This is a genomic window from Paenibacillus sp. P13VS, assembly GCF_015143645.1.
Lineage (GTDB): Bacteria > Bacillota > Bacilli > Paenibacillales > Paenibacillaceae > Paenibacillus > Paenibacillus xylanilyticus_A.
Map to the genome: position 1 here is coordinate 235,794 of NZ_WYEV01000003.1, position 24,557 is coordinate 260,350.

25 protein-coding genes are annotated in these 24,557 nt (G+C 47.1%); 17 read left to right on the forward strand and 8 right to left on the reverse strand.

The window, feature by feature from the left end; translation table 11 throughout:
* Nucleotides 1-161 precede the first annotated feature (161 nt).
* Nucleotides 162-1,463, forward strand: a complete 1,302-nt coding sequence (locus GUA98_RS06110) for a pyrimidine-nucleoside phosphorylase (RefSeq protein ID WP_153978549.1) — start codon at nt 162-164, stop codon at nt 1,461-1,463.
* Between the two features lie 140 nt (nt 1,464-1,603).
* On the opposite strand, the gene GUA98_RS06115 is transcribed toward GUA98_RS06110, so the two are convergent.
* Complete coding sequence (locus tag GUA98_RS06115; protein WP_153978550.1) at nt 1,604-2,587, reverse strand: TIGR03943 family putative permease subunit; 984 nt, start codon at nt 2,585-2,587, stop codon at nt 1,604-1,606.
* A 42-nt stretch (nt 2,588-2,629) separates the two neighbouring features.
* Complete coding sequence (locus GUA98_RS06120) at nt 2,630-3,661, reverse strand: permease (protein WP_193722391.1); 1,032 nt, start codon at nt 3,659-3,661, stop codon at nt 2,630-2,632.
* A 242-nt stretch (nt 3,662-3,903) separates the two neighbouring features.
* Here GUA98_RS06120 and GUA98_RS06125 point away from each other — a divergent pair, with 242 nt between their 5' ends.
* The 7 genes from GUA98_RS06125 (at nt 3,904) to GUA98_RS06155 (ending at nt 9,449) form a co-directional block, all read left to right on the forward strand.
* On the forward strand, nt 3,904-5,103 hold the full coding sequence (locus GUA98_RS06125) for a GTP-binding protein (protein ID WP_193722392.1): 1,200 nt from the start codon (nt 3,904-3,906) through the stop codon (nt 5,101-5,103).
* A 68-nt stretch (nt 5,104-5,171) separates the two neighbouring features.
* Nucleotides 5,172-5,321, forward strand: a complete 150-nt coding sequence (rpmG, locus tag GUA98_RS06130; protein WP_036613813.1) for a 50S ribosomal protein L33 — start codon at nt 5,172-5,174, stop codon at nt 5,319-5,321.
* 49 nt (nt 5,322-5,370) lie between these two features.
* Entirely contained in the window at nt 5,371-6,078 is a 708-nt protein-coding gene (locus GUA98_RS06135) for a metal ABC transporter ATP-binding protein (protein WP_193722393.1), read from the forward strand.
* Nucleotides 6,024-6,917, forward strand: a complete 894-nt coding sequence (locus GUA98_RS06140; RefSeq protein WP_193722394.1) for a metal ABC transporter permease — start codon at nt 6,024-6,026, stop codon at nt 6,915-6,917. Before GUA98_RS06135 ends, GUA98_RS06140 begins: the two co-directional genes overlap by 55 nt.
* Nucleotides 6,904-8,052, forward strand: a complete 1,149-nt coding sequence (locus GUA98_RS06145) for a metal ABC transporter substrate-binding protein (RefSeq protein ID WP_193722395.1) — start codon at nt 6,904-6,906, stop codon at nt 8,050-8,052. Before GUA98_RS06140 ends, GUA98_RS06145 begins: the two co-directional genes overlap by 14 nt.
* 167 nt (nt 8,053-8,219) lie before the next feature.
* Nucleotides 8,220-8,696: a hypothetical protein gene (locus GUA98_RS06150; protein ID WP_193722396.1), complete on the forward strand. Its 477-nt coding sequence runs from the start codon at nt 8,220-8,222 to the stop codon at nt 8,694-8,696.
* A gap of 45 nt (nt 8,697-8,741) precedes the next feature.
* Nucleotides 8,742-9,449 carry a M50 family metallopeptidase gene (locus GUA98_RS06155; RefSeq protein WP_193722397.1) on the forward strand — a complete coding sequence of 236 codons (708 nt, stop codon included), beginning with the start codon at nt 8,742-8,744 and terminating at the stop codon, nt 9,447-9,449.
* A 72-nt stretch (nt 9,450-9,521) separates the two neighbouring features.
* Here GUA98_RS06155 and GUA98_RS06160 read toward each other — a convergent pair whose 3' ends face one another.
* The 5 genes from GUA98_RS06160 to GUA98_RS06180 form a co-directional block, all read right to left on the reverse strand.
* The gene (locus GUA98_RS06160; RefSeq protein ID WP_153978559.1) at nt 9,522-9,893 is read right to left on the reverse strand and encodes a DUF4363 family protein; all 372 of its coding nucleotides are present in this window, start codon (nt 9,891-9,893) and stop codon (nt 9,522-9,524) included.
* Nucleotides 9,894-9,925: 32 nt separating this feature from the next.
* Nucleotides 9,926-10,654, reverse strand: a complete 729-nt coding sequence (locus GUA98_RS06165; RefSeq protein WP_153978560.1) for a DUF421 domain-containing protein — start codon at nt 10,652-10,654, stop codon at nt 9,926-9,928.
* Nucleotides 10,655-10,866: 212 nt separating this feature from the next.
* The gene (locus GUA98_RS06170; RefSeq protein WP_193722398.1) at nt 10,867-11,730 is read right to left on the reverse strand and encodes an SDR family oxidoreductase; all 864 of its coding nucleotides are present in this window, start codon (nt 11,728-11,730) and stop codon (nt 10,867-10,869) included.
* Nucleotides 11,727-12,794, reverse strand: coding sequence for a mannonate dehydratase (uxuA, locus tag GUA98_RS06175; protein ID WP_193722399.1), 1,068 nt, complete (start codon nt 12,792-12,794; stop codon nt 11,727-11,729). The genes GUA98_RS06170 and uxuA overlap by 4 nt, the downstream gene beginning before the upstream one ends.
* A gap of 42 nt (nt 12,795-12,836) precedes the next feature.
* Nucleotides 12,837-13,514, reverse strand: coding sequence for a GntR family transcriptional regulator (locus GUA98_RS06180; protein WP_227779519.1), 678 nt, complete (start codon nt 13,512-13,514; stop codon nt 12,837-12,839).
* Between the two features lie 251 nt (nt 13,515-13,765).
* Here GUA98_RS06180 and GUA98_RS06185 point away from each other — a divergent pair, with 251 nt between their 5' ends.
* Nucleotides 13,766-14,068, forward strand: coding sequence for an ArsR/SmtB family transcription factor (locus GUA98_RS06185; protein ID WP_095287060.1), 303 nt, complete (start codon nt 13,766-13,768; stop codon nt 14,066-14,068).
* A 95-nt stretch (nt 14,069-14,163) separates the two neighbouring features.
* Nucleotides 14,164-15,564, forward strand: a complete 1,401-nt coding sequence (locus GUA98_RS06190) for an aldehyde dehydrogenase (RefSeq protein ID WP_193722401.1) — start codon at nt 14,164-14,166, stop codon at nt 15,562-15,564.
* 61 nt (nt 15,565-15,625) lie between these two features.
* Here GUA98_RS06190 and GUA98_RS06195 read toward each other — a convergent pair whose 3' ends face one another.
* Entirely contained in the window at nt 15,626-16,540 is a 915-nt protein-coding gene (locus tag GUA98_RS06195) for an AraC family transcriptional regulator (protein ID WP_193722402.1), read from the reverse strand.
* 216 nt (nt 16,541-16,756) lie between these two features.
* Between GUA98_RS06195 and GUA98_RS06200 the strand changes: the two genes are divergently transcribed.
* From GUA98_RS06200 to GUA98_RS06230, 7 genes are all read left to right on the forward strand, one after another.
* Complete coding sequence (locus GUA98_RS06200) at nt 16,757-18,982, forward strand: glycoside hydrolase family 52 protein (RefSeq protein ID WP_193722403.1); 2,226 nt, start codon at nt 16,757-16,759, stop codon at nt 18,980-18,982.
* Complete coding sequence (locus GUA98_RS06205) at nt 18,979-21,120, forward strand: alpha-glucuronidase family glycosyl hydrolase (protein ID WP_193722404.1); 2,142 nt, start codon at nt 18,979-18,981, stop codon at nt 21,118-21,120. The genes GUA98_RS06200 and GUA98_RS06205 overlap by 4 nt, the downstream gene beginning before the upstream one ends.
* 76 nt (nt 21,121-21,196) lie before the next feature.
* Nucleotides 21,197-22,264 carry an NAD(P)-dependent alcohol dehydrogenase gene (locus tag GUA98_RS06210; protein ID WP_193722405.1) on the forward strand — a complete coding sequence of 356 codons (1,068 nt, stop codon included), beginning with the start codon at nt 21,197-21,199 and terminating at the stop codon, nt 22,262-22,264.
* A gap of 165 nt (nt 22,265-22,429) precedes the next feature.
* On the forward strand, nt 22,430-22,696 hold the full coding sequence (locus GUA98_RS06215) for an HPr family phosphocarrier protein (RefSeq protein WP_236146554.1): 267 nt from the start codon (nt 22,430-22,432) through the stop codon (nt 22,694-22,696).
* A 142-nt stretch (nt 22,697-22,838) separates the two neighbouring features.
* Nucleotides 22,839-23,090: a type B 50S ribosomal protein L31 gene (locus GUA98_RS06220; protein ID WP_095287054.1), complete on the forward strand. Its 252-nt coding sequence runs from the start codon at nt 22,839-22,841 to the stop codon at nt 23,088-23,090.
* 183 nt (nt 23,091-23,273) lie between these two features.
* A complete protein-coding gene (locus GUA98_RS06225) occupies nt 23,274-23,579 on the forward strand; it encodes a Dabb family protein (RefSeq protein WP_193722406.1) in 306 nt (101 codons plus the stop codon).
* 115 nt (nt 23,580-23,694) lie between these two features.
* Nucleotides 23,695-24,462, forward strand: coding sequence for an SDR family NAD(P)-dependent oxidoreductase (locus GUA98_RS06230; protein ID WP_193722407.1), 768 nt, complete (start codon nt 23,695-23,697; stop codon nt 24,460-24,462).
* The last annotated feature ends 95 nt before the right edge of the window (nt 24,463-24,557 follow it).

Consider the following 24,557-nt stretch of genomic DNA (forward strand, 5'->3'; position numbering starts at 1 on the left):
CAATTCTGAAGAAGCGAAGCGTTCGCCTTTGTCTCCGAGTTTCTCCATTTAAAATTGAATCAAAGAAACTTGGAGACAACAGCGATCGGAAGAATGATCCGGGGCCGAAACGGACTTTGCACAAGTGTTCCATACAATCACTTACACGAGGAGAGATCATCATGAGAATGGTAGACATTATTGCCAAAAAACGTGACGGAAAAGAACTGACAACAGCTGAAATTGATTTTGTTGTTCAAGGTTATACCCAAGGAGAAATTCCGGACTATCAAGTCAGCGCTTGGGCGATGGCCGTTTTCTTCAAGGATATGACGGACAAGGAACGCGCGGATCTAACGATGTCGATGGTTAATTCGGGTGAAACGATTGATCTATCTGCCATCGAAGGCATCAAAGTAGACAAACACTCCACCGGAGGCGTTGGTGATACAACAACATTGGTGTTGGCACCGCTCGTTGCTGCTCTGGATGTTCCTGTAGCAAAAATGTCCGGACGCGGTCTGGGTCACACCGGCGGAACGACAGACAAACTGGAGTCCGTTGCCGGTTTCCACGTTGAGCTGGAGAAGGAAGAATTTATTAGACTCGTAAATGAACATAAGGTAGCGGTTATCGGTCAGAGTGGTAACCTTACCCCAGCTGACAAGAAGCTCTATGCACTCCGTGACGTAACCGCAACAGTTAACTCCATTCCGCTCATTGCCAGCTCCATCATGAGTAAGAAAATTGCTGCAGGTGCTGATGCCATCGTACTGGATGTAAAAACGGGTGCGGGTGCATTCATGAAAACGACGGAAGATGCAAAAGAACTGGCACATGCCATGGTCAGCATCGGTAACAATGTAGGGCGCAAAACGATGGCAGTTATCTCCGACATGTCTCAACCACTGGGCTTTGCGATCGGTAACGCGCTTGAAGTGAAAGAAGCAATTCTGACGCTGCAGGGCAAAGGACCAAAAGATCTGGAAGAACTGTGTCTGGCACTTGGACGTCAAATGGTGTTCCTTGCTGGCAAAGCAGACTCCTTGGAACAAGCGGAAGAGAAATTGAAAGAAGTAATCCAGAACGGGAAGGCACTGGAGAAATTCAAGCATTTCCTGTCCAACCAAGGTGGCGATGCGTCTGTCGTCGACCATCCGGATCGTTTGCCACAGGCGAAATATCTGATCGAAGTTGAAGCTGATCAGGACGGTTATGTCGCTGGAATCGTAGCGGACGAGATTGGTACTGCTGCGATGCTGCTTGGCGCAGGGCGTGCTACCAAAGAATCCGAGATTGATCTTGCTGTTGGCTTGATGCTGAACAAAAAAGTTGGCGACAAGGTCAAAGCTGGTGAATCGTTGGTAACCATCCATGCCAATCGTGAGGATGTGGCAGACGTGATCGCGAAGATCAAAGAGAACATTACCATCGCTGATCACGCGGATGCTCCAGTGCTCGTTCATGATATTGTAACTGAATAATCAATCAGATCCCCGAGTACAATACGTTTTTGGACTCGAATTGAAAAACCCGAAGCCGTGGATTCCTGGCTTCGGGTTTTTTCTCGTTCAATGAATCTGAGACTTGGTCTGGGCCTTTACTTAGGTTTAAACTAGATTTTTTATTTCCCTTGGAGTTTATCATAGGCCATTACGGAATCGGCATTGGTATAAATATAAGGCGTGGATGGCTCGGAAACAGCAGTAATCTTCGCTGCTCGAATCTCAATGGTATCTTTGCCATTCACCTGAGCTGATCCAATGCTGCCATCAATCTGTACCCAGCTGTCGGTAGGGAAGCTGTCGGCTTCAGGGATGTGGATCATTACGCCAAATGGCGCTGCATCTGCTGGACAGCACATGACGAGGAACCGCCCAAGCGCAAAGTGTGATTCATGATCCATACTTTCATCCCGATAGACAAAGCCAGTAAGGGAGATTGGCTTGCCAGCAAATTGTCGTTGAAACATGTCAATAGTGCCAAGCGTTTCCGAAAAAATCTCAGGATAAACCTTGATGACCGGTTCTGCATACAATTTTTCCGCTAGCTCAGCAAATTCACGGCTGTATTCATCAGGAGGAATGAATTGGACTTTACTCGCTGACCCAGCTGCAGTAGATGATTGGTTATGGGCAAAATCTTGAATATTCAAGCTCGTAGCTTCCTCTGGTGCCGGTTCTTTGCGCCGGATTTCGGGAGGCGCGTAAGACAGCGACATGCCTTTCTGACTAGCCATGGAACTGCCGAGTGCTTGATCCGGCAGCAAAAATCCGAGCAGTAGAGGAAACATGATTAAGCCGTAGGTCACCAAGCTTCGAATCACTCCAGACGGAGGTGGATGTTCACAATCGCAATGGATCTGTCCATGACCGAACAGTCCATGCCAAGCCATAATGACCGCGATGAACAGGAGTGGTATGGGACAGCATAACAGCAAACGCTGCATCGTAGGTGCCAGATAATAATGTAAAGAATCATTCTCCTTCAAATGGAAGATGTACACGGCAAGACCACCAATCCATACCGCACGGATTAATGAATGCCACTGGATGGAGTGCCGCCTTGAAGTGTGACTGTGGATGTGAAAGGATGCAGGCTGAATCATCTACTCACCTCTTTTCAATTCTCAATGGTAGGAGCATATACGCTATACCAGAAGGTTAATCAGCCATGATCCAGCGAAGACGAGAACAATAATGGCTATGCTTAACCCAATGACAAACCTTGTGCGGAACGTGGACAGAAGCATCAGTGTGCTTTTGAAATCGAGCATTGGGCCCAGAACCAGAAATGAAATGAGTGGACCGAGAGCGAAGGTATGCGAGAATGCAGAGGCTACAAATGCATCGGAAGTCGAACAAAGAGACAATACATAAGCAAATCCCATCATAAACACATAGGAGGCAACCGGTCCGTTCCCCAGTGCAATCAAGTCATTTCGACTAATAAACGTCTGAATGCAGGCAGTAATCAATGCACCAATGACCAAATACTTGCTCATATCCACAAATTCATCTCCGGCATGGATAAAGAAGCTGCGCCAGTTTTTCTCATGGTTATGGTCGTGGTCGTCGTGCTTATGTGGGTGTGCCATTTTGAATGCGGAGTGAGTCTTGACCTCTGTCACGGCAGCCTTGGCTCTGCGCAGAGGATTCTGCCGTACAAACAAATAGACCAGCAAGCCAATCGAAGCTGCGACGGCAAAAGCCAGTGCCATGCGGGCAATCGTGATTTCGGGATGAGATGGAAAAGCGAGCAGTGTTGCTGTAAACACGATCGGATTGACTACTGGGCCGCTAAGAATAAAAGTAACTGCAATGTAAGCAGGCATGCCTTTATGCATCAAACGGCGAACAACCGGTATCATGCCACATTCACAGATCGGAAATATGATGCCGAGTAAACCAGCCACTAAAACTCCACCAACGGGGTTCTTTGGTGTAAGCTTGCGAACCATTTCTTCCGACACGAACCACTGCATGAGTGAAGAGAGCAGTACACCGATGAGTAGAAAAGGAGCAGCCTCGAGGAAAATGCCGATGAATACGGTTTTCACATTTTGCAAAGCTTCGCTGTTCCACGCCTGTTTTTGATCAGAAGACATCGTGATGAGCACGGGAACAAGAAAGGCGCAGGGAACCAGGATGGACAGGAGCTTCATATTGGCTGCAAGCTTCATACAACAGACCTCCACAACCGGACTTTTAGTAATCTATATGCTTGTACCTTAAGCAACATACGCAGATTGGTCTTTTAATCATAAATTTTACGATTTATTCGCCAGTGTTAAATCGAGAAGTTGACAAGCGAAAGTCATCTCAAGTATAGTGTTGATTGTTAATCGTAATAATTACGATTAACAATCAAAAAACATATTGGTTCTTCCTTTTTATCAAAGAACCGTGGAGTGGAGGAATAGACATGTCTGAAAAACAAGAGAAGCCCCGGGTACCCGTAACCGTATTAAGCGGATATCTGGGCGCAGGCAAAACAACCTTATTGAATCATGTGTTGCATAATCGGGATGGAATGAGAGTCGCCGTAATCGTAAACGACCTGAGCGAAGTAAATATCGATGCTGGGTTAATTCGAGATGGAGGCGGATTATCACGTATTGACGAGAAGCTTGTGGAAATGTCCAATGGCTGTATCTGCTGCACGCTTCGGGAAGATCTCCTGAAAGAAGTGGAACGTCTCGCTCTGGACGGTTCTTTTGACTATATTCTGATTGAATCGACGGGTATTGGAGAACCTGTTCCCGTTGCACAGACATTTACCTATATCGATGAAGAACTTGGAATTGATTTAACGAAATTCACCAGGCTCGACACCATGGTAACCGTTGTGGATGCGGCGCAGTTCTGGCGGGACTTTTATTCAAAGGAAACATTAATGGATCGGGGTCAGGAGGCTGGAGAGGGCGATGTCCGGGGAATCGTACATCTATTGACCGATCAGGTTGAATTCTGCGATGTGCTGATACTCAACAAGTGTGATCTCGTCTCTGAGGAGGAATTGCTGAAGCTGGAAAAGGCGCTGCATGCGATGCAACCCGAAGCCAAGCTGATTCGAACGTCTCACGGGCAGATTGATCCGAAGGAGATATTGAACACGGGACGGTTTGATTTTGAAAAAGCCAGTCAGTCTGCAGGCTGGATCCGCGAATTAATGAAGGAAGAACACACCCCGGAAACGGAAGAGTATGGCATTCACTCGTTTGTATATCATCGTAAACGTCCGTTTCATCCGGAACGATTGCTGCGCTGGATTGCGAAGTGGCCGGAGAGTATTGTCAGATCCAAGGGATTGATGTGGCTGGCTACACGGAACCATATGGCTATTTCCTTCAGTCATGCAGGGACCTCCAAGCAGCTTGGACCAGCTGGCTTATGGGTGGGTTCGATGAGCGAAGAGGAACGGCAGATGCATTTTGGAGATACGTTACCAGCCATTCCGGATTGGGATGATACGTGGGGAGACCGGGTAACAAAATTGGTGTTTATCGGAATTGATATGGACCGGGCAGAGATTGAGCGAACATTGGACGATACTTTACTTACCGAAGAAGAGATGCAGCTTAACTGGCGTGAACTGAAAGATCCGTTTCCATCATGGGGTTGACAAAAGAAAAAGGATGGGATAGTATCATTAAACAGTAATGATTACGATTAAACGAAGGAGGTCACACCATGAGAGTCATTGTAACTTTAGCTTGTACAGAGTGCGGGGATCGCAACTATACCACGACGAAGAACAAACGTAACCATCCGGAGCGTCTTGAAATGAAAAAATATTCACCACGATTGAAGAAAATGACGATTCACCGGGAAACGAGATAAATTTTTTTGTCGTTTTTAAATCGTAATACTTACGAAAAGAGGACCTGGCATGATTCTATCTTCCATGCGCGACGTGGTTTTTGGATATGGGAAAGAACCCGTCATTGATCAATTATCGCTGGATATTCATGTGGGCGAGTTTGTAGGCATTACCGGACCCAATGGTTCGGCGAAGACAACCATGCTGAAATTGCTGCTGGGGCTGTTACAGCCCTGGAGCGGCACGGTACATATGAATATTCAGAATAACCGTGGCAACAAACTGGAGATCGGGTATGTGCCCCAGCAGGTGGCATCATTCAACAGCGGGTTCCCCAGTACAGTCATTGAACTGGTGCGATCCGGATGTTACCGCAAGCTTGGTTTATTCCGAAAATTCTCACCCGAACAGGAAGCCGTAGTCGAACGCAGTCTTCGGGAAGTCGGCATGTGGGAATATCGGAATACACGGGTAGGCGCCCTTTCAGGTGGACAGAAGCAGCGCATCTGTATCGCCAGAGCTCTGGCCGGACAGCCCCAAGTGCTTGTGCTGGATGAACCGACAACGGGTATGGACCGCTGCAGTCGGGAAGGCTTCTATGATCTGATGCGACACTATGCAGATGTCCATGGATTGACCATTATTATGGTGACACATGGCCTTGAAGAGATGGGCAACCGATTGGACCGGACGATCACCCTGGAGCGTCAAGAAAGTGAGGAATGGCAGTGTTTGAGTACGAATTCATGCAGCGAGCCTTTTGGGCAGGCGGACTGATTGGCATTATTGCTCCGATTCTTGGTGTCTACCTGATGCTTCGGAGGCAGGTGCTGATGGCCGATACGCTGTCCCATGTTTCTCTGGCGGGAGTGGCCCTTGGTTCGGTCATGAATCTCAACCCGGTAATCTGCGGGTTTGCGATCGCTGTCATTGGTGCGTTACTGGTCGAACAATTACGGAGAAGCTATCGTACGTATAGCGAGGTGCCTGTTGCGATTATTATGACCTCAGGCCTGGCACTGGCTGTGGTGCTTATGAGTTTGAAAACTAACTTGTCCAAAACCTTCAGTTCCTATCTGTTCGGTTCCATCGTTGCAGTCAGCAATGTTCAGTTAGGGATGATGGCAGCTGTGTGCGTCATTGGGTTGGTTTTTTTCATCGTACTACGAAGACCTTTATATAATTTGACATTTGACGAAGAGACAGCCTCTATTGGAGGCGTTCAGGTCAAAGGTTTATCGTTTGCCTTCGCCGTATTGACTGGTCTGACGGTTGCTTCGGCCATGCCGATCGTTGGCGTACTGCTTGTATCCGCATTGATTGTGCTGCCCGCTGCGCTGGCACTTCGAATCTCTCGCAGCTTCGCTGCTGCATTGGCCATTGCCGTCATTACCGGGTTAATCGGCATTTTTGGCGGATTGACGACATCTTACCATTGGAATACACCGCCAGGCGGGACGATCGCACTCATTTTGCTGGCCTTTCTATTGACCGGAATATCAGCACAAAAGCTGATTCAACTATACAATCGTAAACGGCACCGCAAGGAAGTAAAACAGCAGCGTGCAAGGATATTAATTCAATCAAGGGAGAATACACCACATGAAATTCAGTAAAAAATCAGCAATGGGACTGTTGTTCAGTCTCACACTTATTGCAGCAGGTTGCGGACAAACCAAAACCGCATCTGATTCGGATGCAGCTTCAACGAGTACTCCTGCAGCAACTGAGAAAAAATTGAACGTACAGGTTAGCTTTTATCCGATGTATGAGTTCACCAAAAATGTAGCAGGAGATCTGGCTGATGTACATACACTCGTTCCTGCTGGTACGGAGCCTCATGACTGGGAGCCAACACCTCAGGATATAGCAAGCATCGAGACAGCAGATGTCCTTGTCTATAATGGTGCTGGCATGGAATCATGGATTGATCAGGTTAAGGATAGTCTGAGTAATGACAAGCTTGTACAAGTTGAAGCAAGCCAAGGCATTGATCTGCTTGAAGGCATAGAAGATGGTCATCATCATGGGGATTCTAGTGCAGATGAACACAATCATGATCATACAGATGAAGCAACGATAGACGAGCATGACCATGATCACGAGCATGGGGAAGAAGCTGCTGCAGAAGAGCATGACCATGAACATGCAGATGATGCAACGACAGAAGAACATGACCATAAACATGATGCCGGCACAGAAGAAGGGCATTCACATGATCATGGCGGGCTTGATCCGCACGTTTGGTTATCACCTGTTCTGGCTGTTCAGGAAGTGCGGAACATCGAAGCCGGACTGGCACAAGCTGCACCGGAACATGCCGAACAATTCAAGCAAAATGCAGATGCGTACATCGCCAAGCTGGAGACACTTGACCAAGAATTTAAAGCGGCTGTAACCGACAGCAAACGAAAAGATTTTATTACACAGCATGCAGCTTTCGGCTATCTTGCACAGCAATATGGTCTGCAGCAAGTACCTATCGCCGGGTTGTCTCCCGAGCAAGAGCCATCTGCAGCACAGATGGCCTCTGTAATCGATTTTGCCAAGGAACATCAGGTCAAAACGATTTTCTTCGAAACACTGGTATCTTCCAAAGTATCCGAGACCATCGCCAGTGAAGTGGGTGCCAAAACAGCCGTATTGAATCCCATTGAAGGATTAACCGAAGAGGAAATTGCTGCAGGTCTGGACTACATTGGTGTAATGGAGCAGAATTTGGAGGCACTCAAACTGGCTCTGAATGAATAAATTAAAACCCATTTGATACCAGTCATCGAAAAAGGTACAATGGTACAACATGCTGAGGAATGGCCGTGCCATTCCTTTGCCTTTTGCCACGCAGAGAGCACAGCGATGTGCTCTTTTCGTTGTGTAAGATGCTATCGGAGGACTAATGGGGGTAGGAGGAGAAGCTTATGGGTCTAAGTGAAGAACATGAATTATTGCTAAGTCAGCAGCCGCCTCATCTGTGGAGAAGACGCAAGCAGGAGCTGCTGCACTGGACGGAACGTGATAAATATACCGTGTCTGCGAAGAGAACGGTGTTGTGGAACGGTGTAGAAATAGATGCGGAGCTGCTTGAAGCCTTATCCTCACTTCAGCAAGCCGGTGTTGGGACCGAGTTTTCATGTGCCGGAGTAAGTCCGCTAGATGAACCGATAGACCATTCGTTATATGCCTATGTTACACTAGTGCAAAGTGAAACCGCCGATCAATTCGTCCAATATGCACTGAAGCATATGCGGAATCGTCTGCTTGTTACGCTTGAGATCGAGAAGGGACGTTATGATTTGTCTTCTTTCTTCATTGGGCATAATCGCAGCTTCTGCTGGTGGATGGAATATTGTGCAGCCTACTTCTCCATGAGAAACGAGAAGAGGGTTGATACGTAGTATAACGATAGGCATGTTAGTCGGTGATGGGGAGGGAACACGGAATTGAATAAATGGCTCAAAACCATATTGTTTTTGGTGGCTTCAGTTTTTCTAACACGTTTTATTCCGTTTTCTTCGTTGTTTCGAAATCTGGACACGATGATTCATGAATTCGGTCATGCTTTAATGACCTTGCTGTTATCCGGGAAAGTATTACGAATCGAATTATACGCCGATCACAGCGGTGTCACATACTCATCCATGTTAACACCAGGCAGATCCATTTTGGTGTCATTGGCAGGGTATGTCACGGCCTCCCTTTTTGCATGGTTGTTATTCTATCTATACCGCAAAGGGCTGCAGTTGTGGGGGCTAGGTATCATGACTGCTGTAGCGCTGGTTTCCCTTTTGTTATATGTACGAGGAGAATTCGGCATGTTATGGCTTACAGGTTTCATTGCTCTGAATGTCGTAATTATGATCTTCGGCGTTAAAATCGTGAAGTACTACTATCTGTTGCTCGCTTTCTTGACCCTGGAAGAGTCTGTGGTTAGTGCCATGTACGTCGGTTTCATGTCCTGGACACAGCCTTCACGGGCAGGGGATGCAGCAAATCTGGCTCAACAGACATTCCTGCCAGCCCTGTTCTGGGGAACACTCTTTGCCTTGTTTGCCCTGTGGTGTGCAAAGGGGGCGCTGAGTCTGTTTTTCCGCAAAGAAGGTACATCTCGCAGTTCACGTTCACGTAGTGTACGTTCGCGCAACGCTTAGATGCATTTAGAAAAGGCACTTCCTTTTGGTATAAAGGAGGTGCCTTTCTTCATCATTTGTGATATGGTACCCCTAATCTCCGAGATTCTCCCATAGGACGTAGAAATAATAAATCTCCTCCATAATCGCCTGATCATCTTCAGCGGCAACGCCACCCCTAATTCGTGCAAGAGTACCCAGAATGTCGTAAATGGTCTCACGTTCCACACTAAACTGAATACGATTGACGACCCGGTCCCAGGCTTGCATTGCATATTCAATTTGAGACTTGGCTTCAGTCCACTGTTTTTTCTCCACTTGCTTTTCCAAGGTTTGTACGGATTCGAGCAAGCGATCCTGTGTACCAAATGGTTTTTTGAGAAATGAGCCTGTGGCCATGATGGCTACAAACAGGACAAGCAAAAATATGGGCAGTACATACAGCAACCAGAAACGTGTTTTCATTCAACCGCCTCCATGCAGATAGTAAAAGAAAATTAGAAGGGTCCCTTATAATCACCCATATCCGTTTTTTCTGAGAATTGGTCTTCGAAAAGATCGATATACAATTTGTCGTTAGGCAAGATTGCCGCAAAAGCAATGTCCTGGATCGTAATGTTTTTCTTTTTTAACTGTTCAGTTAGCCAATTCAAGTCCTTGTTTCTCTCTTTCAGGTTTTGCTTGATCAAGACACCATCAATAATGAGCTCGGTCATCAGTTTGCTTTTTGGAGGATGCATATGCATGTCTTTGGCTGTAACTGGCTGATTCTCGGGTTTCAAAACGACGGAGAGGCTGCCGTCCGGTTCAAGAATTGCGTAATCCAGTGTCGTGATGTCAAATACGTCTTTTTGACGCAGCATCATGGTCAATTCATCGAATTTTACTCGCATTTTATGCAGGTTCTGTTCAAGGATTTTACCGTTCTGTACGACAACGGTAGGATCAGAATCCATCAGCTTGGAGATCGTTCGATTTTTAAGTGTTATGTACTGGAAGATAATCGTAATGATTGTGAAAATGGTGAGCGCGACGAAATGAATCCATGCTTTCGAAGACAAATCAGTAGCGAAGGTTCCAGCAATGGAACCAATGGTAATACCATTGATATAATCGAAATACGTAAGGTTACCCATTTGCTGTTTGCCGAGCACTCTTGTATAGATGATCAGGGTCAAAAAAGCAATTATGGAGCGTACAGCCACAACCCATGTTTCTTCCATCATGTATGTATCACCTTCCTACACTTGGCGTACTTCAAGCCAATGGTTATTGTTGACTAGTACAAGCTTTTCCTCGGCTGGATGATCTTATTCGGAAAATGAAAAAACCCGAAACCAGGATACACACTCCTGATAGCGGGTCGTTATTACATGTTAATAATTATTTTTAGCTCTTTACTATTAAGATAGCCTATATATAAGTAGAGATCGGACTATTATACGCCTGCATAAGCCATAAATCCCCCGTCAACGGGGATCACCGTTCCGGTGACGAAGGCAGACTGCTTCTCATCCGCAAGCCACATTAGCGTGCCCAGCAGGTCTTCAGGCTTCCCAAACCGGCGCATGGGCGTATGGGCAATGATTTTGCTGGAACGTTCAGTAGGAGAGCCATCTGGATGAAGCAGCAAATTCCGATTTTGTTCCGTAAGGAAAAATCCTGGGGCAATGGCATTAACCCGGATTCCCGATTCGGCTAGATGGACGGCCAGCCATTGCGTAAAATTGTTAATTGCAGCCTTGGCTGCACTGTACGCTGGCACTTTGGTCATCGGCGAAGGTGCACTCATCGACGAGATATTAATGACGGTTGCAGGCACATCACGATCAATCATTTGTCTTGCAAAAATCTGGGTAGGAATAAGGGAACCCACAAAATTCAGATCCATGACCTGACGAAACCCATCCACACTAACGTCAAAGAACGTGGTGACATCAGGCTGCTCGAGATCTCCCAATTTGAAAATTTCATTTGTCGTATTGGCACTGGCGTGATTACCGCCCGCGCCATTAATCAGGATATCACATGGACCCAGCTTTTCCTGTACCGTTGCCGCCGCGGCCTTCACACTGTCCACTTGGGTTACGTCACAAGCAACGGCAATGGCGGTTCCGCCAGCAGCTTCAATTGCTGCAACAACTTCTTCACCTTTGGATACCGTACGATTGAGAATGGCCACACGGGCACCGTGACGAGCAAGTTCTTCGGCCATGGATCGGCAGAGGACGCCGGCACCACCTGTAATTACCGCGATTTTGCCTTCCAGACGGGAAGATGTTTCAAATACATAGTCGCTCATGCTTTTGCCCTCCTTTGTAGCGAATCCCAGACACCCCAGAGATACATGATGCCTAGAGCACGATCGTACAGACCATATCCAGGTCTGCATTGTTCACCCCACAGGTGACGCCCGTGGTCCGGTCTTGCATAACCTTCAAATCCAATGTCATGGTAAGCTTCAACTACACCTGCAATATCCACGTTCCCGTCCTGGCTGCGATGTGAAGTCTCTATGAAATCACCGTTCTCATAGACTTTGACATTACGAATATGGGCAAACGGAATTCGGTCGCGGAATTCATGAATCATACCAATAATATCGTTATCCGGATTAGCTCCAAGAGATCCGCTGCACAGGGTTACAGAGTTGTAAGGGCTATCATAAAGGTTCAGATATCTACGCAGATTATCCTGGCTGATAATGATCTTGGGTAAACCGAAAATAGGCCAAGGCGGGTCATCCGGGTGGATGGCCATTCGAATGCCAAGCCGCTCAGCCGTAGGAATGATCTCCTGTAGAAAATATCGGGCATGCTCCCACATATCTTCCTCGGTCACATCCTTATAAGCCTCGAACAGGCCAGTCAGGTACTGCAATCGTTCCGGTTCCCAGCCTGGCATTGTTAATGCGGAATTTTCGATTATGCGCCGAACAAGTTCCAGTGGTTCAATATCTGCGAGCTTGCTGCTTTCATAGAAGAGGGCAGTGGATCCGTCTTCCATCTCCTTGTGAAGATCCGTACGCAGCCAGTCGAAGATGGGCATAAAGTTGTAACAGATTACTTTTACGCCAACCTGGGCGAGTTTTTCCATCGTTTTTTTGTAATTTTCGATGTATTTGTCCCGAGTGGGTAGGCCCAGCTTGATATCTTCATGAATATTGACACTTTCCACCACATCCAAATGCAATCCTGCCCGATCGGCAGCGGCTTTGACAGCCAAAATTTTGTCCATGGGCCATTCTTCGCCTGCCGGAACATCATGCAGTGCCCACACAATGCCCTCCACTCCCGGAATCTGCCGAATATGATCCAGCGTCACCGTATCGTTGCCTTCGCCAAACCAGCGAAAAACCATCTTCATCACGTTCACCTCATCATGTGTAATTAGTAAAAGCCAGACTTGTCATTGTTGAAAATAGGAAGGATATGTATCCTGAAGGATGGCCAGATCTGTGACGGTCAGGTGAAGATGTTCCTGCATAATTCGTTCTGCCGTCTGGGCATCATGCTGCTGAATGGCCTCCACCATGGACCGGTGCTGCTGAATCAGATGATCCCACTGATGATCCGAAGACAAACGAAGCATCCGGCTTCGATTGAGGTGTACATTCATCTGTTGGATCACGGTCCATGTTTTGCTTTTGTTGCAGCCTGCAAAAAGGGTGCTATGGAATTCCTCGTCCAGTTGAAACATTCGTTCATCGTCCGGTTGCAGTAAACAAGCTTGCTGCTGAGCAAGGTTTTGCTCCAATAAATTCATCTCCTGATCCGGAAAATGCTCACATGCAAGCCGGATCACGGCCCGTTCCAGCTGCTCACGCATGAAGCGTGCTTCTTCAACGAGGTCTACCTGTATAAGAGAAACATACGTACCGCGCTGAGGATACACTTCAAGCAACCCTTCCTGTGCCAGTCTTACAAAACTCTCACGAACAGGAGTACGACTTACCTGAAACTCCAGCGATATTTCCTTCTCGGAGATAGCCGTGCCGGGAGGCAATTTTAAACTTAGAATCAATTGCTTCAATGTAGCATAGACGACATCCCGAGTAGAGGGGGCTTGCTTACTCTTGGATGACAGACCGTTTAGGGAAGACGACAAACCGGCTATGGACGAAAGCTTTGGGATATATTCCACAACTTCAACTCCTTCAATGACATACTACCATACTTGTATGGTAGTATGGAAGCGCTTTTATTGCAATTCAATTGAAATATGGAGTGAATAATTGAGTTTTCTCTGAAGTAGATATAAAATAGAAGTCGATAGGTTTAAACATTTAAACCAATGCATATGAATGTATACATGATTGAGCAGATTGAGGTGAACACATGGGTCAGCAAGCGATAAGTATTTTTCAGTCCTGCATTCCATTATTTCAGGTATTAAGCGATAACCACCGTCAAAATATTTTGTTAATCCTAACCGAGCGCGGTCAGATGACCGTGAACGAGATTACTGAACAATCCAGTCTGTCCAGGCCAGCCATCTCACACCATCTCAAGTTACTGCTTGAGAAAGGGCTTATTTCGGTGGAACAGAAGGGCACCCAGCGCTATTATTCTGCTTCCCTGAAACCATCCGTTGAACTGTTGAAAGAACTGGTTGCTGCGCTTGAGAAAGAGTGTCTATAGACAAGCGATGAATCTCAACGATGAAGGGCGTAGTTTTCCGTTCATACGTTCGTTTGTTTAAACGTTTCATCAATACAAGTAGAGGAGACATAGATATGAACACCTTGCAGGAATTAGATCATCATGCGGTTAAGCTGATTTTGGAGCAGCAGCACCAGTTTTTTCGTTCCGGGGCTACGCGTTCAGCGGAGACTAGAATTGAGCGTTTAACCCAGCTGAAGCAGGCTATTCAGAAATATGAATCCAAACTCACCGAAGCGCTGCATCAAGACTTGGGTAAAAGTGAGTTTGAATCCTATACGACTGAAATTGGTTTTATGATGGACAGCATCAAACACACCATACGAAAAGTGAAAAAATGGGTCAAACCCGTTAAAGTAAAAACGCAGATGGCCCTGGTCGGCTCCAAAAGTTACATTATCCCTGAGCCATATGGATCCGTGCTGATTATCGGGCCTTTCAACTATCCGTTTCAGCTCCTCATAGAACCTCTGGTTGGTGCGATTGCCGCTGGAAATACCGCGGTGCTCAAAGCCTCTGAAAACACACCTGCGGTTTCGGCCGTTGTTCGTGAAATAATCGCCTCGGTATTCGAGCCGGGTTATGTACAAGTCGTGGAAGGCGCCAAGGACACAACTACAGCACTGATTAATGCTCCGTTTGACTACATCTTTTTTACGGGCAGTGTACCGGTAGGTAAAATCGTCATGGAGGCCGCTGCCAAAAACCTCGTTCCTGTTACCCTGGAGCTTGGAGGGAAAAGTCCTGTCATTGTGGACGAGAAAGCAGATATTAAAGTTGCTGCTGAACGCATTATATGGGGTAAACTGCTCAATACGGGACAGACCTGTATCGCTCCGGATTATTTGCTTGTGCATGAACGAGTGAAGGAGCAGCTGATCTCGGAGATGAAAGCAGCTGTGGAGTCCTTCTTCGGTACAGACATTCAGCATAATCCCGATTATGGGCGCATCGTTAATCAGGCTCATTTCAGAAGATTAACGAAACTTATCGAACGGGACCAGAACAAAGTGATCTATGGCGGTCATTCGGATGAAACGGATCGCTACATTGCACCAACACTGATTGACGCCGAGTCCTGGGACGCAGCCACCATGGAAGATGAGATCTTCGGACCGATATTGCCCATAATCAGTTATCACAGCATTGATGAAGCCATGGATGGGATCTTGAAACGTCCGAAGCCGCTGGCTCTCTATCTGTTTACATCAGACACACAGCTTCAGGATAAGGTGCTCAGCGAGGTTTCTTTCGGAGGCGGCTGTATTAATGATACGATCACTCACGTAGCCAATCCACGGCTGCCATTTGGTGGTGTCGGACATTCAGGTATTGGCTCTTATCATGGGCGGTACAGCCTCGAAACCTTCTCACATATGAAAAGCGTGCTCAAAAAGAGCACCAAACTGAATTTGTCCATTTTGTACCCGCCTTACAATGGCAAGCTGAAGACAATTAAGCGTTTGTTGAAATAAGCAATGCTGAATCAGCACAGGGATTTCATACTCATCTATTTTGCTCTACATTCCGACAAACTCACTGTACAGCAGCCTGTTCCTGTCGGAATCGAGACGGTGACATGCCTGACCAACGCTTGAATTGACGGCTAAAGTGAGCGATATCCTTGTAACCGAGCATTGCTGCGATACTTTGAACGGACAGTTTCGGATTACCAAGCAGAACCTTCGCTTCGTGCAAAACCATCTCGGAGAGCGCCACGCGCGGAGACTGACCAAATACCTGCTTGAACACACGGTTACAATGAGAGGAGCTTATCCCCAGTTCAGCAGCAATGTCATCAATTCCATAGTGGCTGTCGGTTTCATTGCCTTGCTTGAACTGCTGGTTTACCAGCCCTTGCAGTCGATTCCGGATCTGATGAGCAAGCTCAATCCGTTCATAGCCTTCGGAGAACAGATGCGCTGCCTCCTGAGAGACGGCTTCCCACAAGTGCCCGAATAATTCAAATACAGCGGATTGCAGCTGCATGCGCTGAACCATTGTATTCGGGCTCGATTCTTCATTTGCAGAATTCATTAATTTGCTCAAAACCGGCTCAATTTTCAATGTAACCGGATTGTCTGCATGGAAGAGGGTCTGCTTGATTCGGGCAAGCAAGGAGAGGAACAACTGATCATCGATATCAAAGTGCATGCAGAAATAGGTAAATCCCTGACCGTCCTGGCTCTGGCTGGAATGAACGCTTCCTGGAGGAATGAGGAGCAGCTCGCCAGCCTTTTGTGTGTACATTTGTCCGTTCACCGACATGAGCTGTACACCTTCTGTCACATAGTTCAGCTCGTACTGGGGGTGTTCATGTGCCGGATAATTCCAGTCCCCACCAACACTCCGCAGATGAATGGCAAAGAGATTGACGGTGGTCTGGACATCCGGGTAGAAAACCTCATGTACACTTTCACCCAGAGCGGGAGGCAAATAAGTAGAAGACATCGGAGACCTCCTTTATAATAGAAACGAATTAAATGGGCAGTCAGCTTACAAGGCTGGCATGTTCGCAAATAAATGTAATCGCTTTATTCTATTATATACGACCAGCTTGATTTGGGTAAATATCCGATTGATTTGTCCATGGTCTAGGGTGGAATGAGCATGTTAGGATGAGGCTATGAAAACGCATGCAAACCATATTGAGAGGGGTCATCGTTCATGAGCACATCCAAATCGATCTTTTATAACGCCCACCACTCACCGATCGGGGCTTTTGCAAGTTTTACACTTGGATACAAAGGTGCCAAGGGCGGACTCGGCCTGGAGCTGGGAAAACCTGCAGACCAAAATATATATATAGGATTACAATCTCGTGAAGGTGAACATTATGAGGCACTACCTTTTTTTGAAGCGACCGAGGATGAGAGTGTTCGCTACGATGTTGAGAAGCTGGACAATATAGAAAACGGAATAGAAGAGGGAGGCGAATCACAGGTACAATCCCAGCCACATACCTCAACCCGATCGAAGCGTCCGCTCATTGCAGCATTTCGTGATGAAGAAATTACACGTGATTTCAAGTCCGGTACAGACACCTGGACAGCAGGAGATCTGACTTTCCGGATCTATTCACCCGTTCGTCCTGTACCTGAACCGAAGCATGGGGATCTTGAACAATTAAAGGATGCTCTGGTTCCAGCGGTTCTCGTGGAGATGACGATTGATAACACGCAAGGACAGCAGTCACGTAAAGCCTATTTCGGATATCAGGGTAATGATCCGTATTCGGCAATGCGCATGATCGGTGGACCCGAGGGCGGAAAGCTCACAGGTGTCGGACAAGGAAGGCTTACAGCGATTATGTCCTCAGATGATGGACTGTACCCTGCACTTGGGTTCACATTAGATAAAATCCTGCAGGAAAAACATGTGGAAAATTTGGCTTTTGGATTAGGTCGCACTGCGGCATTGCTAATGGAAGTCCCTGCTGGAGAGAAACGTACATATCAGTTCGCCGTTTGTTTTTACCGCGGTGGCATCGTCACTTCCGGTTTGGATACGACGTATTGGTATACCCGATATTTCGCGGATATCCAGGAAGCTGGGCAGTATGCCCTGGATCGTTTCGACACATTGACAGCATCTTGCGAGGAAGCTGAACAGCGTCTGGATACCAGCTCTCTGTCGGATGATCAGGCATTTATGCTCGCCCATTCCATTCATAGTTATTATGCAAGCACGCAGCTGCTGGATGCAGATGGAGAACCGTTCTGGATTGTCAATGAAGGTGAGTATCGGATGATGAACACCCTTGATCTCACAGCAGATCAGTTGTATTTTGAACTTGCCCTGAACCCTTGGACCGTGCGCAACGAGCTCGAGTGGTTTGTGAAACGTTACAGCTATACTGATCAGGTTCGCTTCCCCGGGGAAGATCAATTGTATCCAGGCGGCTTGACCTTCACCCATGATATTGGTGTGGCGAATGTGTTCTCCCGTCCAGGACATTCTGCCTATGAGTTAGTAGGAATAGATGATTGCTTTTCCCAGATGAGTCATGAAGAGCTTGTGAACTGGCTGTGCTGTGCAACCGTCTACATTGAACAAACCAAGGATCAGGAATTTGTGAAGCAGATGCTTCCTGTAATTCAGGATTGCTTCGAAAGCATGCTTAACCGGGATCACCCGGATGAAGATCAGCGTAACGGACTCATGGGACTGGATAGCAGCCGCACGAAGGGCGGAGCAGAAATTACGACTTATGACAGCCTTGATGTGTCACTCGGTCAATCCCGTAACAATATTTATCTGGCAGGGAAATGCTGGGCTGTATATGTGGCTCTTGAAAAGCTGTTTGCCGCGGAGAAACTCTCGGATTTATCCCTTCAGGCCGGACGTCAGGCTGATCGCTGTGCCGCGAGTGTTGCAGCCCAGTTGACGGAAGGAGGCTACATCCCGGCTGTTATTGCCGAGAATAATGATTCCCGTATCATCCCGGCTATAGAGGGGCTGGTATTCCCTTACTTTACAGGCTGTGAAGGTGCACTGGATGTTCACGGCCGGTTTGGTTCTTACCTACAGGCACTTCGAACCCATTTGAAGACCGTTCTAGTACCAGGTACTTGTCTATTCGAGGATGGGGGATGGAAGCTGTCCTCGACAAGCAATAACTCGTGGTTAAGCAAAATCTATCTGTCCCAGTTTATCACTAGAGAAATACTGGGCATGGAATGGGATGAATCAGGGCAGGCATCCGATGCCGCGCATGTGAATTGGCTGCTGCATCCCGAAGAGTCTTACTGGTGCTGGAGTGACCAGATCCTGTCGGGGGTTGCCGTAGGCAGCAAATATTACCCACGCGGAGTAACATCCATCCTTTGGCTGCTGGAAGGCAAAGGTACTCGTTTGGAACAGATCTATGCTAGCAAGGAGGCGGTACGATGAATCGTTCAATCGTTCAACAAAACTTGGCTGGCCCGCAGTATGATGCGTGGCTAGGATATCTCTCTGGTGAATACAGTCGTAAGGGCACTGCAAGTCAGACTGTTCCTGCTTGGGTGAAACGTATAAATACAATCGAGAAGCATGAAGTCATTGCTACAGCTCTGGAGGAGCTTACACAAGGACTGGAGAGATTGTTCGGTGAGAAACCAACAACAGTCTTATCCGGTACCGACCTTGCGGATAAACAGGCTTCCCATGATCCAGGGATCTGGATTGGTACGTGGGCAGGCAATTCACTTCTTGCAGAGGCGTTCAGCGAGAGTGAACGTGCCGCTGTTCAAGGTGAAGGCTTCGTCATCCGTGAAGACGAGGAGCTAGGTAGACTCTTCATTGGTGCTGAGACACCTCAAGGTGTACTGTATGGTACATTCCATTTGCTCAGAGAGCTGGTACTGGCACAGGGGAGTTCAAGTGAGGCGGATACATCTCCGAATAAATGGAGTCATGTGATTGAGCAGCCACGGAATGCGCTGCGGATGATTAATCAATGGGATAACGTGGACGGAAGCATTGAACGCGGATATGCCGGTAAATCCATCTTTTATGAAAATGGAGAATTCACGCAAGATAACGTACGCATTCGGGATTATGCACGATTGCTCGCTTCGACTGGTATTAATGCCATTTCCATTAACAATGTCAACGTGCACCAGCGCGAAACATTGTTTCTGACAGAACGCTTTCTGAGTGATGTAGCTCGTGTGGCCTCTGCATTCAGAGCGTATGGTATTCGACTATACTTAAGCGCCAACTATGCAAGTCCAATGGAGATCGGCGGATTGCTTACCGCAGATCCACTGGATGAGCAAGTACGAGAATGGTGGAACATTCAGACTGCCAAAGTGTATGCGGCCATCCCTGACTTTGGCGGATACCTGATCAAAGCGGATTCCGAAAATCGCCCAGGTCCATTCACTTACAATCGGGATCACGCAGACGGGGCGAACATGCTTGCCGAAGCACTTCGTCCATTTGGTGGATTGGTTATTTGGCGCTGTTTCGTCTACAACTGCAAGCAGGACTGGCGTGATCGATCCACAGACCGTGCACGTGCTGCTTATGATCACTTTAAGCCTTTGGATGGCCGGTTTGCAGATAATGTCATTTTGCAGATCAAAAATGGTCCGATGGATTTTCAGGTCAGGGAAGCCGTATCTCCTTTGTTCGGAGCAATGGACAAGACCAATCAGGTACTCGAATTTCAGATCACACAGGAATATACAGGTCAGCAGCGGCATTTGTGTTACCTGATTCCACAGTGGAAAGAAGTATTGGATTTCGACACTTATGCGAAGGGACAAGGATCGGAAGTTAAACGTATTGCGGATGGTTCCCTGTACAACAGACCTCACAGCGGTTTTGCTGCTGTTTCGAATATTGGTGCAGATGCATGCTGGACAGGACATCCACTTGCTCAGGCCAATTTGTACGGTTATGGCAGACTCGCCTGGAATCCTGAACTGTCTTCGGAAGAGATTGCGGACGAATGGGTTAGACTCACGTTTGGGCACGACGAAGAGGTTGTTCGTCTGATCTCTGGCATGCTTCTGGATTCTCTCGACATCTATGAAAATTATACGGCGCCGCTCGGAGTAGGCTGGATGGTTAATCCGGATCATCATTATGGCCCCAATGTGGACGGTTATGAATATTCCAAATGGGGAACGTATCACTTCGCAGATTGCAAGGGCATTGGAGTAGACCGGACCGTACAGAGCGGTACAGGTTATACATCGCAATATCATCCGGAAAATGCGGAACGATACGAGAATGTCACAACTTGTCCGGATGAGCTGCTGTTATTCTTCCACCATGTTCCTTATACGCATGTGCTGCATTCTGGCAAGACTGTCATTCAGCATATTTATGATACACACTTCAAGGGTGCGGAACAGGCACAAGCCTTAGCCGAAACCTGGAGAAAGCTCGAAGGTAAAGTGGACCCGGAAATTTTCGAAACCGTAGCTCAGCGTCAGGACAATCAGGCCGAGCATGCCAAGGAATGGCGGGACATGATTAATACGTACTTCTATCGCAAGAGTGGCATTGAGGATGAGCGGGGACGAACCATTTATTAATAGAGAATTCAGCTACACATCCCTTTATTATTGAATGAAAGAGCAGTATGGGCAACCAAGAGGAGGCGAAAATCCAATGGGACAGCATCAATTACCCCAGACCATGAAAGCAGCTGTAATGACGGAACCAGGACGAATCATCATCGAAGAACAGGCTGTACCGAAGCCTGCCGAGGACGAAGTTCTGATTCAGGTCATGGCAGTAGGCGTGTGCGGGTCGGATGTGCATTATTTTGAACACGGAAGAATCGGCAGATTTGTAGTGGAAAAGCCCATTATTCTGGGGCATGAATGTGCAGGTATTGTAGCTGCTGTAGGCTCGAACGTGTCACGCTTGAAGGCGGGTGACCGGGTTGCCATTGAGCCAGGCGTTACTTGTGGACGCTGCACGGCATGTAAGGAAGGACGATATAACCTGTGTCCAGATGTACAATTCCTTGCAACCCCGCCTGTTGACGGTGCATTTGTACAATACATGACCATTCGTGAGGATATGGTTTTTCCAATCCCGGATCATCTGTCCTTTGAGGAAGCTGCCATGAATGAGCCTTTTTCGGTAGGCATTCACGCTGCGCGTCGAAGTAAACTTGCTCCAGGAACCACGCTGGCGATCATGGGCATGGGTCCTGTAGGGCTGATGGCTGTCGCTGCTGCAAAATCATTTGGAGTCGACAAAATTATCGTTACGGACCTGGAGGAGGTTCGACTTGAAGCAGCTCGGCGTATGGGAGCCACGCATACGATTAATGTGAGAAACGAGGATGCACAGACAGTCATTCGAGAGTTAACGAATGGAATCGGTGTGGATACGGCCTGGGAAACTGCAGGGAATCCCAAAGCACTCCAATCTGCATTGTATTCACTGCGGCGCGGAGGCAAACTTGCCATTGTGGGCCTGCCGGCACAGGATGAGATTGCACTGAATGTTCCTTTTATCGCTGATAACGAGGTTGATATATACGGGATATTCCGCTATGCCAACACCTATCCAGCTGGAATTGAGTTTCTGAGCTCCGGTGAGCACGATGTATTGTCCTTGATCACGGATCGTTATTCACTGGATGAAACTCAACAAGCGATGGAACGTGCGCTTCACAATAAGAGCGGCAGTCTGAAAGTGATGGTCTATCCCAACGGCATGTAATTCTCAACTCAGGAAGTCCCGATTCAGGGACTTCTTTTTTCATTTTCACCAAATAAATGATTATACAAGCTCCCATAACATGGTATAATTCATGGAGATTTTAATATATAAATGGATACAAACCACTCTGGTTGGTAAGCTACTTAGCGAAAGGAACTGAAGGTTGTGAGAACACATGAATTTACGATTCACTCTGATTTTCACCGGGATGATCTGATGTCTATATCTTCTCAAGCGTCACGTTTTGCCTCGGATATTTCATTGTCGTTTGTTGAGTCTGAGCATGAGCATCGTGTAGATGTCAAAAGCCTGCTTGGTATGGCGCTTCTTCCGATTCGTCATGGCAGTATAGTCAGATTGCAGACGCGAGGAAGAGATGAATTGGAGGCCCTGGAGTACATGCTGGATGTACTGGAGAAGGGGATAACTTAGAACGAGATCAGGTGCAGATTGTGGCGAATAGGTAAATATTTATCGTTTCTTCAAATCCTGCTGGTACTTTGTCCAAAAAAAGAGTATAATAAAATTTAGTTCTATTCAAGGAAGTACCCATTTAAAGGAGTGTAAATAGATTATGCCAAAAGCTGATATCCATCCAAAGACACAAACGGTTATTTTTTACGATGCAAGTGCTGATTACAAATTCCTGAGCTCTTCGACTAAATTCTCGAACGAGACAATGGAATGGGAAGATGGCAACTCTTACCCTGTAATCCGTGTGGACACTAGTTCCGCATCCCACCCTTTCTTCACTGGTAAACAAAGAAACGTGGACATCGGTGGTCGTGTTGACAAGTTCAACCGTAAATACAACCTCAAAAACTAGTTTGTCCATAGATGACAAGATCAACCCCGGGAATTCGTTTCCGGGGTTTTTCTATGTCTTGAACATCATTTGCAGGTCTACCAAGCTCCCAAACGCTTACAAATTTTATTAAGGATTGCGCTTACATATCATTCAGAGGTAAACTAGGACTTGAGTGAAATCATATTGGAGGAGGAAATAGAGATGAGTAGCATTACACATATGGTTACGTTTACACTTTACGCTGGCAAGGATACGGCAGAGGCAGAAGCTTTTCTGAAGGAAAGTGCGGAAGCACTTGCAGTCATTCCGGGCGTGGAGAACTTTCAGGTACTGCGTCAGGTAAGCGCCAAAAATGAGTTTGACTACAGTTTCTCAATGGTTTTCGCCGATCAAGCAGCTTATGATGCTTACAATGAGCACCCGGTTCACCGCAAATACGTGGAGGAACGTTGGGAGAAGGAAGTTAGTCGTTTTCAGGAAATTGATCTGATTACTCACGGAATATGATATAAGACTTTCGATTGTAGGTCAGGAATGACACGTTTCGAAATCGTTTTAGTTCATCATGCTGCATTTGCAGTGGTTTCATTCATTGATATAGAACCAGAGAGGTGCTGTCGCCATGCAATTGGATCTTACAGGCAAGACCGCGCTGGTCACTGGCTCCACTGGACAACTCGGGAGAGTCATCGCCCGTACGCTGGCTCGTTGTGGTGCCGATCTCGCGCTGCATTACATAAACAATGAAACGAAAGCCCTCGAACTTAAACAGGAGATTGAGGCGAGTGGTAGACAGGCAGTTATCGTGCAAGGAGATATTACGAAACAGGAAACGGCTATGCAAATGCGGGATCAGATTCAGGCTAATCTTGGCGTCGCTGGGGTTGACATTGTGGTAGCTAATGCAGTCATTCAATATGAATGGACCACTGTGCTCGAACAATCTCCTGAAGACTACATCAGCCAGTTCGAATCTTGTGTGCTGCAGAGTGTGTATCTAGCCAAGGCATTCATTCCGTACATGAAGGAAGCTAAAGGCGGTCGATTTATCGGCATTAACACGGAATGTGCCATGCAGAACTTTGCAACACAATCGGCATATACCGCTGGGAAACGTGGGATGGACGGACTATATCGGGTTCTTGCCAAGGAAGTGGGAGAGTATCAGATTACCGTCAACCAAGTCGCTCCAGGCTGGACAATAAGCGATCGTGATCGTAACAGTGAGCCTGGGCATGATGAGGGTTACACGCGTACCGTTCCTTTGAAACGCAGGGGTGAAGATCAGGAGATCGCCAATGCGGTAGCCTTCTTGGCCTCGGATCTTTCCTCATTTATTACAGGGGCCTATATTCCTGTCAGTGGCGGCAATGTGATGCCAGCTATTTAATTTGAAAATATGTTAGAAATGTGTTAATAGAAACACTTATATACTAATTTCCTGTTTGAAAAGAATCATTGAAACACCCCTACCCAGCTCCGTGT

What these genes read in the sequence shown, in the direction of transcription:
- GUA98_RS06110 (WP_153978549.1), top strand. Translation starts at nt 162, where the DNA reads ATGAGAATGGTAGACATTATTGCCAAAAAACGTGACGGAAAAGAACTG.
- GUA98_RS06115 (WP_153978550.1), bottom strand. Translation starts at nt 2,587, where the DNA reads ATGATTCAGCCTGCATCCTTTCACATCCACAGTCACACTTCAAGGCGG.
- GUA98_RS06120 (WP_193722391.1), bottom strand. Translation starts at nt 3,661, where the DNA reads ATGAAGCTTGCAGCCAATATGAAGCTCCTGTCCATCCTGGTTCCCTGC.
- GUA98_RS06125 (WP_193722392.1), top strand. Translation starts at nt 3,904, where the DNA reads ATGTCTGAAAAACAAGAGAAGCCCCGGGTACCCGTAACCGTATTAAGC.
- rpmG (WP_036613813.1), top strand. Translation starts at nt 5,172, where the DNA reads ATGAGAGTCATTGTAACTTTAGCTTGTACAGAGTGCGGGGATCGCAAC.
- GUA98_RS06135 (WP_193722393.1), top strand. Translation starts at nt 5,371, where the DNA reads ATGATTCTATCTTCCATGCGCGACGTGGTTTTTGGATATGGGAAAGAA.
- GUA98_RS06140 (WP_193722394.1), top strand. Translation starts at nt 6,024, where the DNA reads ATGGCAGTGTTTGAGTACGAATTCATGCAGCGAGCCTTTTGGGCAGGC.
- GUA98_RS06145 (WP_193722395.1), top strand. Translation starts at nt 6,904, where the DNA reads ATGAAATTCAGTAAAAAATCAGCAATGGGACTGTTGTTCAGTCTCACA.
- GUA98_RS06150 (WP_193722396.1), top strand. Translation starts at nt 8,220, where the DNA reads ATGGGTCTAAGTGAAGAACATGAATTATTGCTAAGTCAGCAGCCGCCT.
- GUA98_RS06160 (WP_153978559.1), bottom strand. Translation starts at nt 9,893, where the DNA reads ATGAAAACACGTTTCTGGTTGCTGTATGTACTGCCCATATTTTTGCTT.
- GUA98_RS06165 (WP_153978560.1), bottom strand. Translation starts at nt 10,654, where the DNA reads ATGATGGAAGAAACATGGGTTGTGGCTGTACGCTCCATAATTGCTTTT.
- GUA98_RS06170 (WP_193722398.1), bottom strand. Translation starts at nt 11,730, where the DNA reads ATGAGCGACTATGTATTTGAAACATCTTCCCGTCTGGAAGGCAAAATC.
- uxuA (WP_193722399.1), bottom strand. Translation starts at nt 12,794, where the DNA reads ATGAAGATGGTTTTTCGCTGGTTTGGCGAAGGCAACGATACGGTGACG.
- GUA98_RS06185 (WP_095287060.1), top strand. Translation starts at nt 13,766, where the DNA reads ATGGGTCAGCAAGCGATAAGTATTTTTCAGTCCTGCATTCCATTATTT.
- GUA98_RS06190 (WP_193722401.1), top strand. Translation starts at nt 14,164, where the DNA reads ATGAACACCTTGCAGGAATTAGATCATCATGCGGTTAAGCTGATTTTG.
- GUA98_RS06195 (WP_193722402.1), bottom strand. Translation starts at nt 16,540, where the DNA reads ATGTCTTCTACTTATTTGCCTCCCGCTCTGGGTGAAAGTGTACATGAG.
- GUA98_RS06200 (WP_193722403.1), top strand. Translation starts at nt 16,757, where the DNA reads ATGAGCACATCCAAATCGATCTTTTATAACGCCCACCACTCACCGATC.
- GUA98_RS06205 (WP_193722404.1), top strand. Translation starts at nt 18,979, where the DNA reads ATGAATCGTTCAATCGTTCAACAAAACTTGGCTGGCCCGCAGTATGAT.
- GUA98_RS06210 (WP_193722405.1), top strand. Translation starts at nt 21,197, where the DNA reads ATGGGACAGCATCAATTACCCCAGACCATGAAAGCAGCTGTAATGACG.
- GUA98_RS06220 (WP_095287054.1), top strand. Translation starts at nt 22,839, where the DNA reads ATGCCAAAAGCTGATATCCATCCAAAGACACAAACGGTTATTTTTTAC.
- GUA98_RS06225 (WP_193722406.1), top strand. Translation starts at nt 23,274, where the DNA reads ATGAGTAGCATTACACATATGGTTACGTTTACACTTTACGCTGGCAAG.
- GUA98_RS06230 (WP_193722407.1), top strand. Translation starts at nt 23,695, where the DNA reads ATGCAATTGGATCTTACAGGCAAGACCGCGCTGGTCACTGGCTCCACT.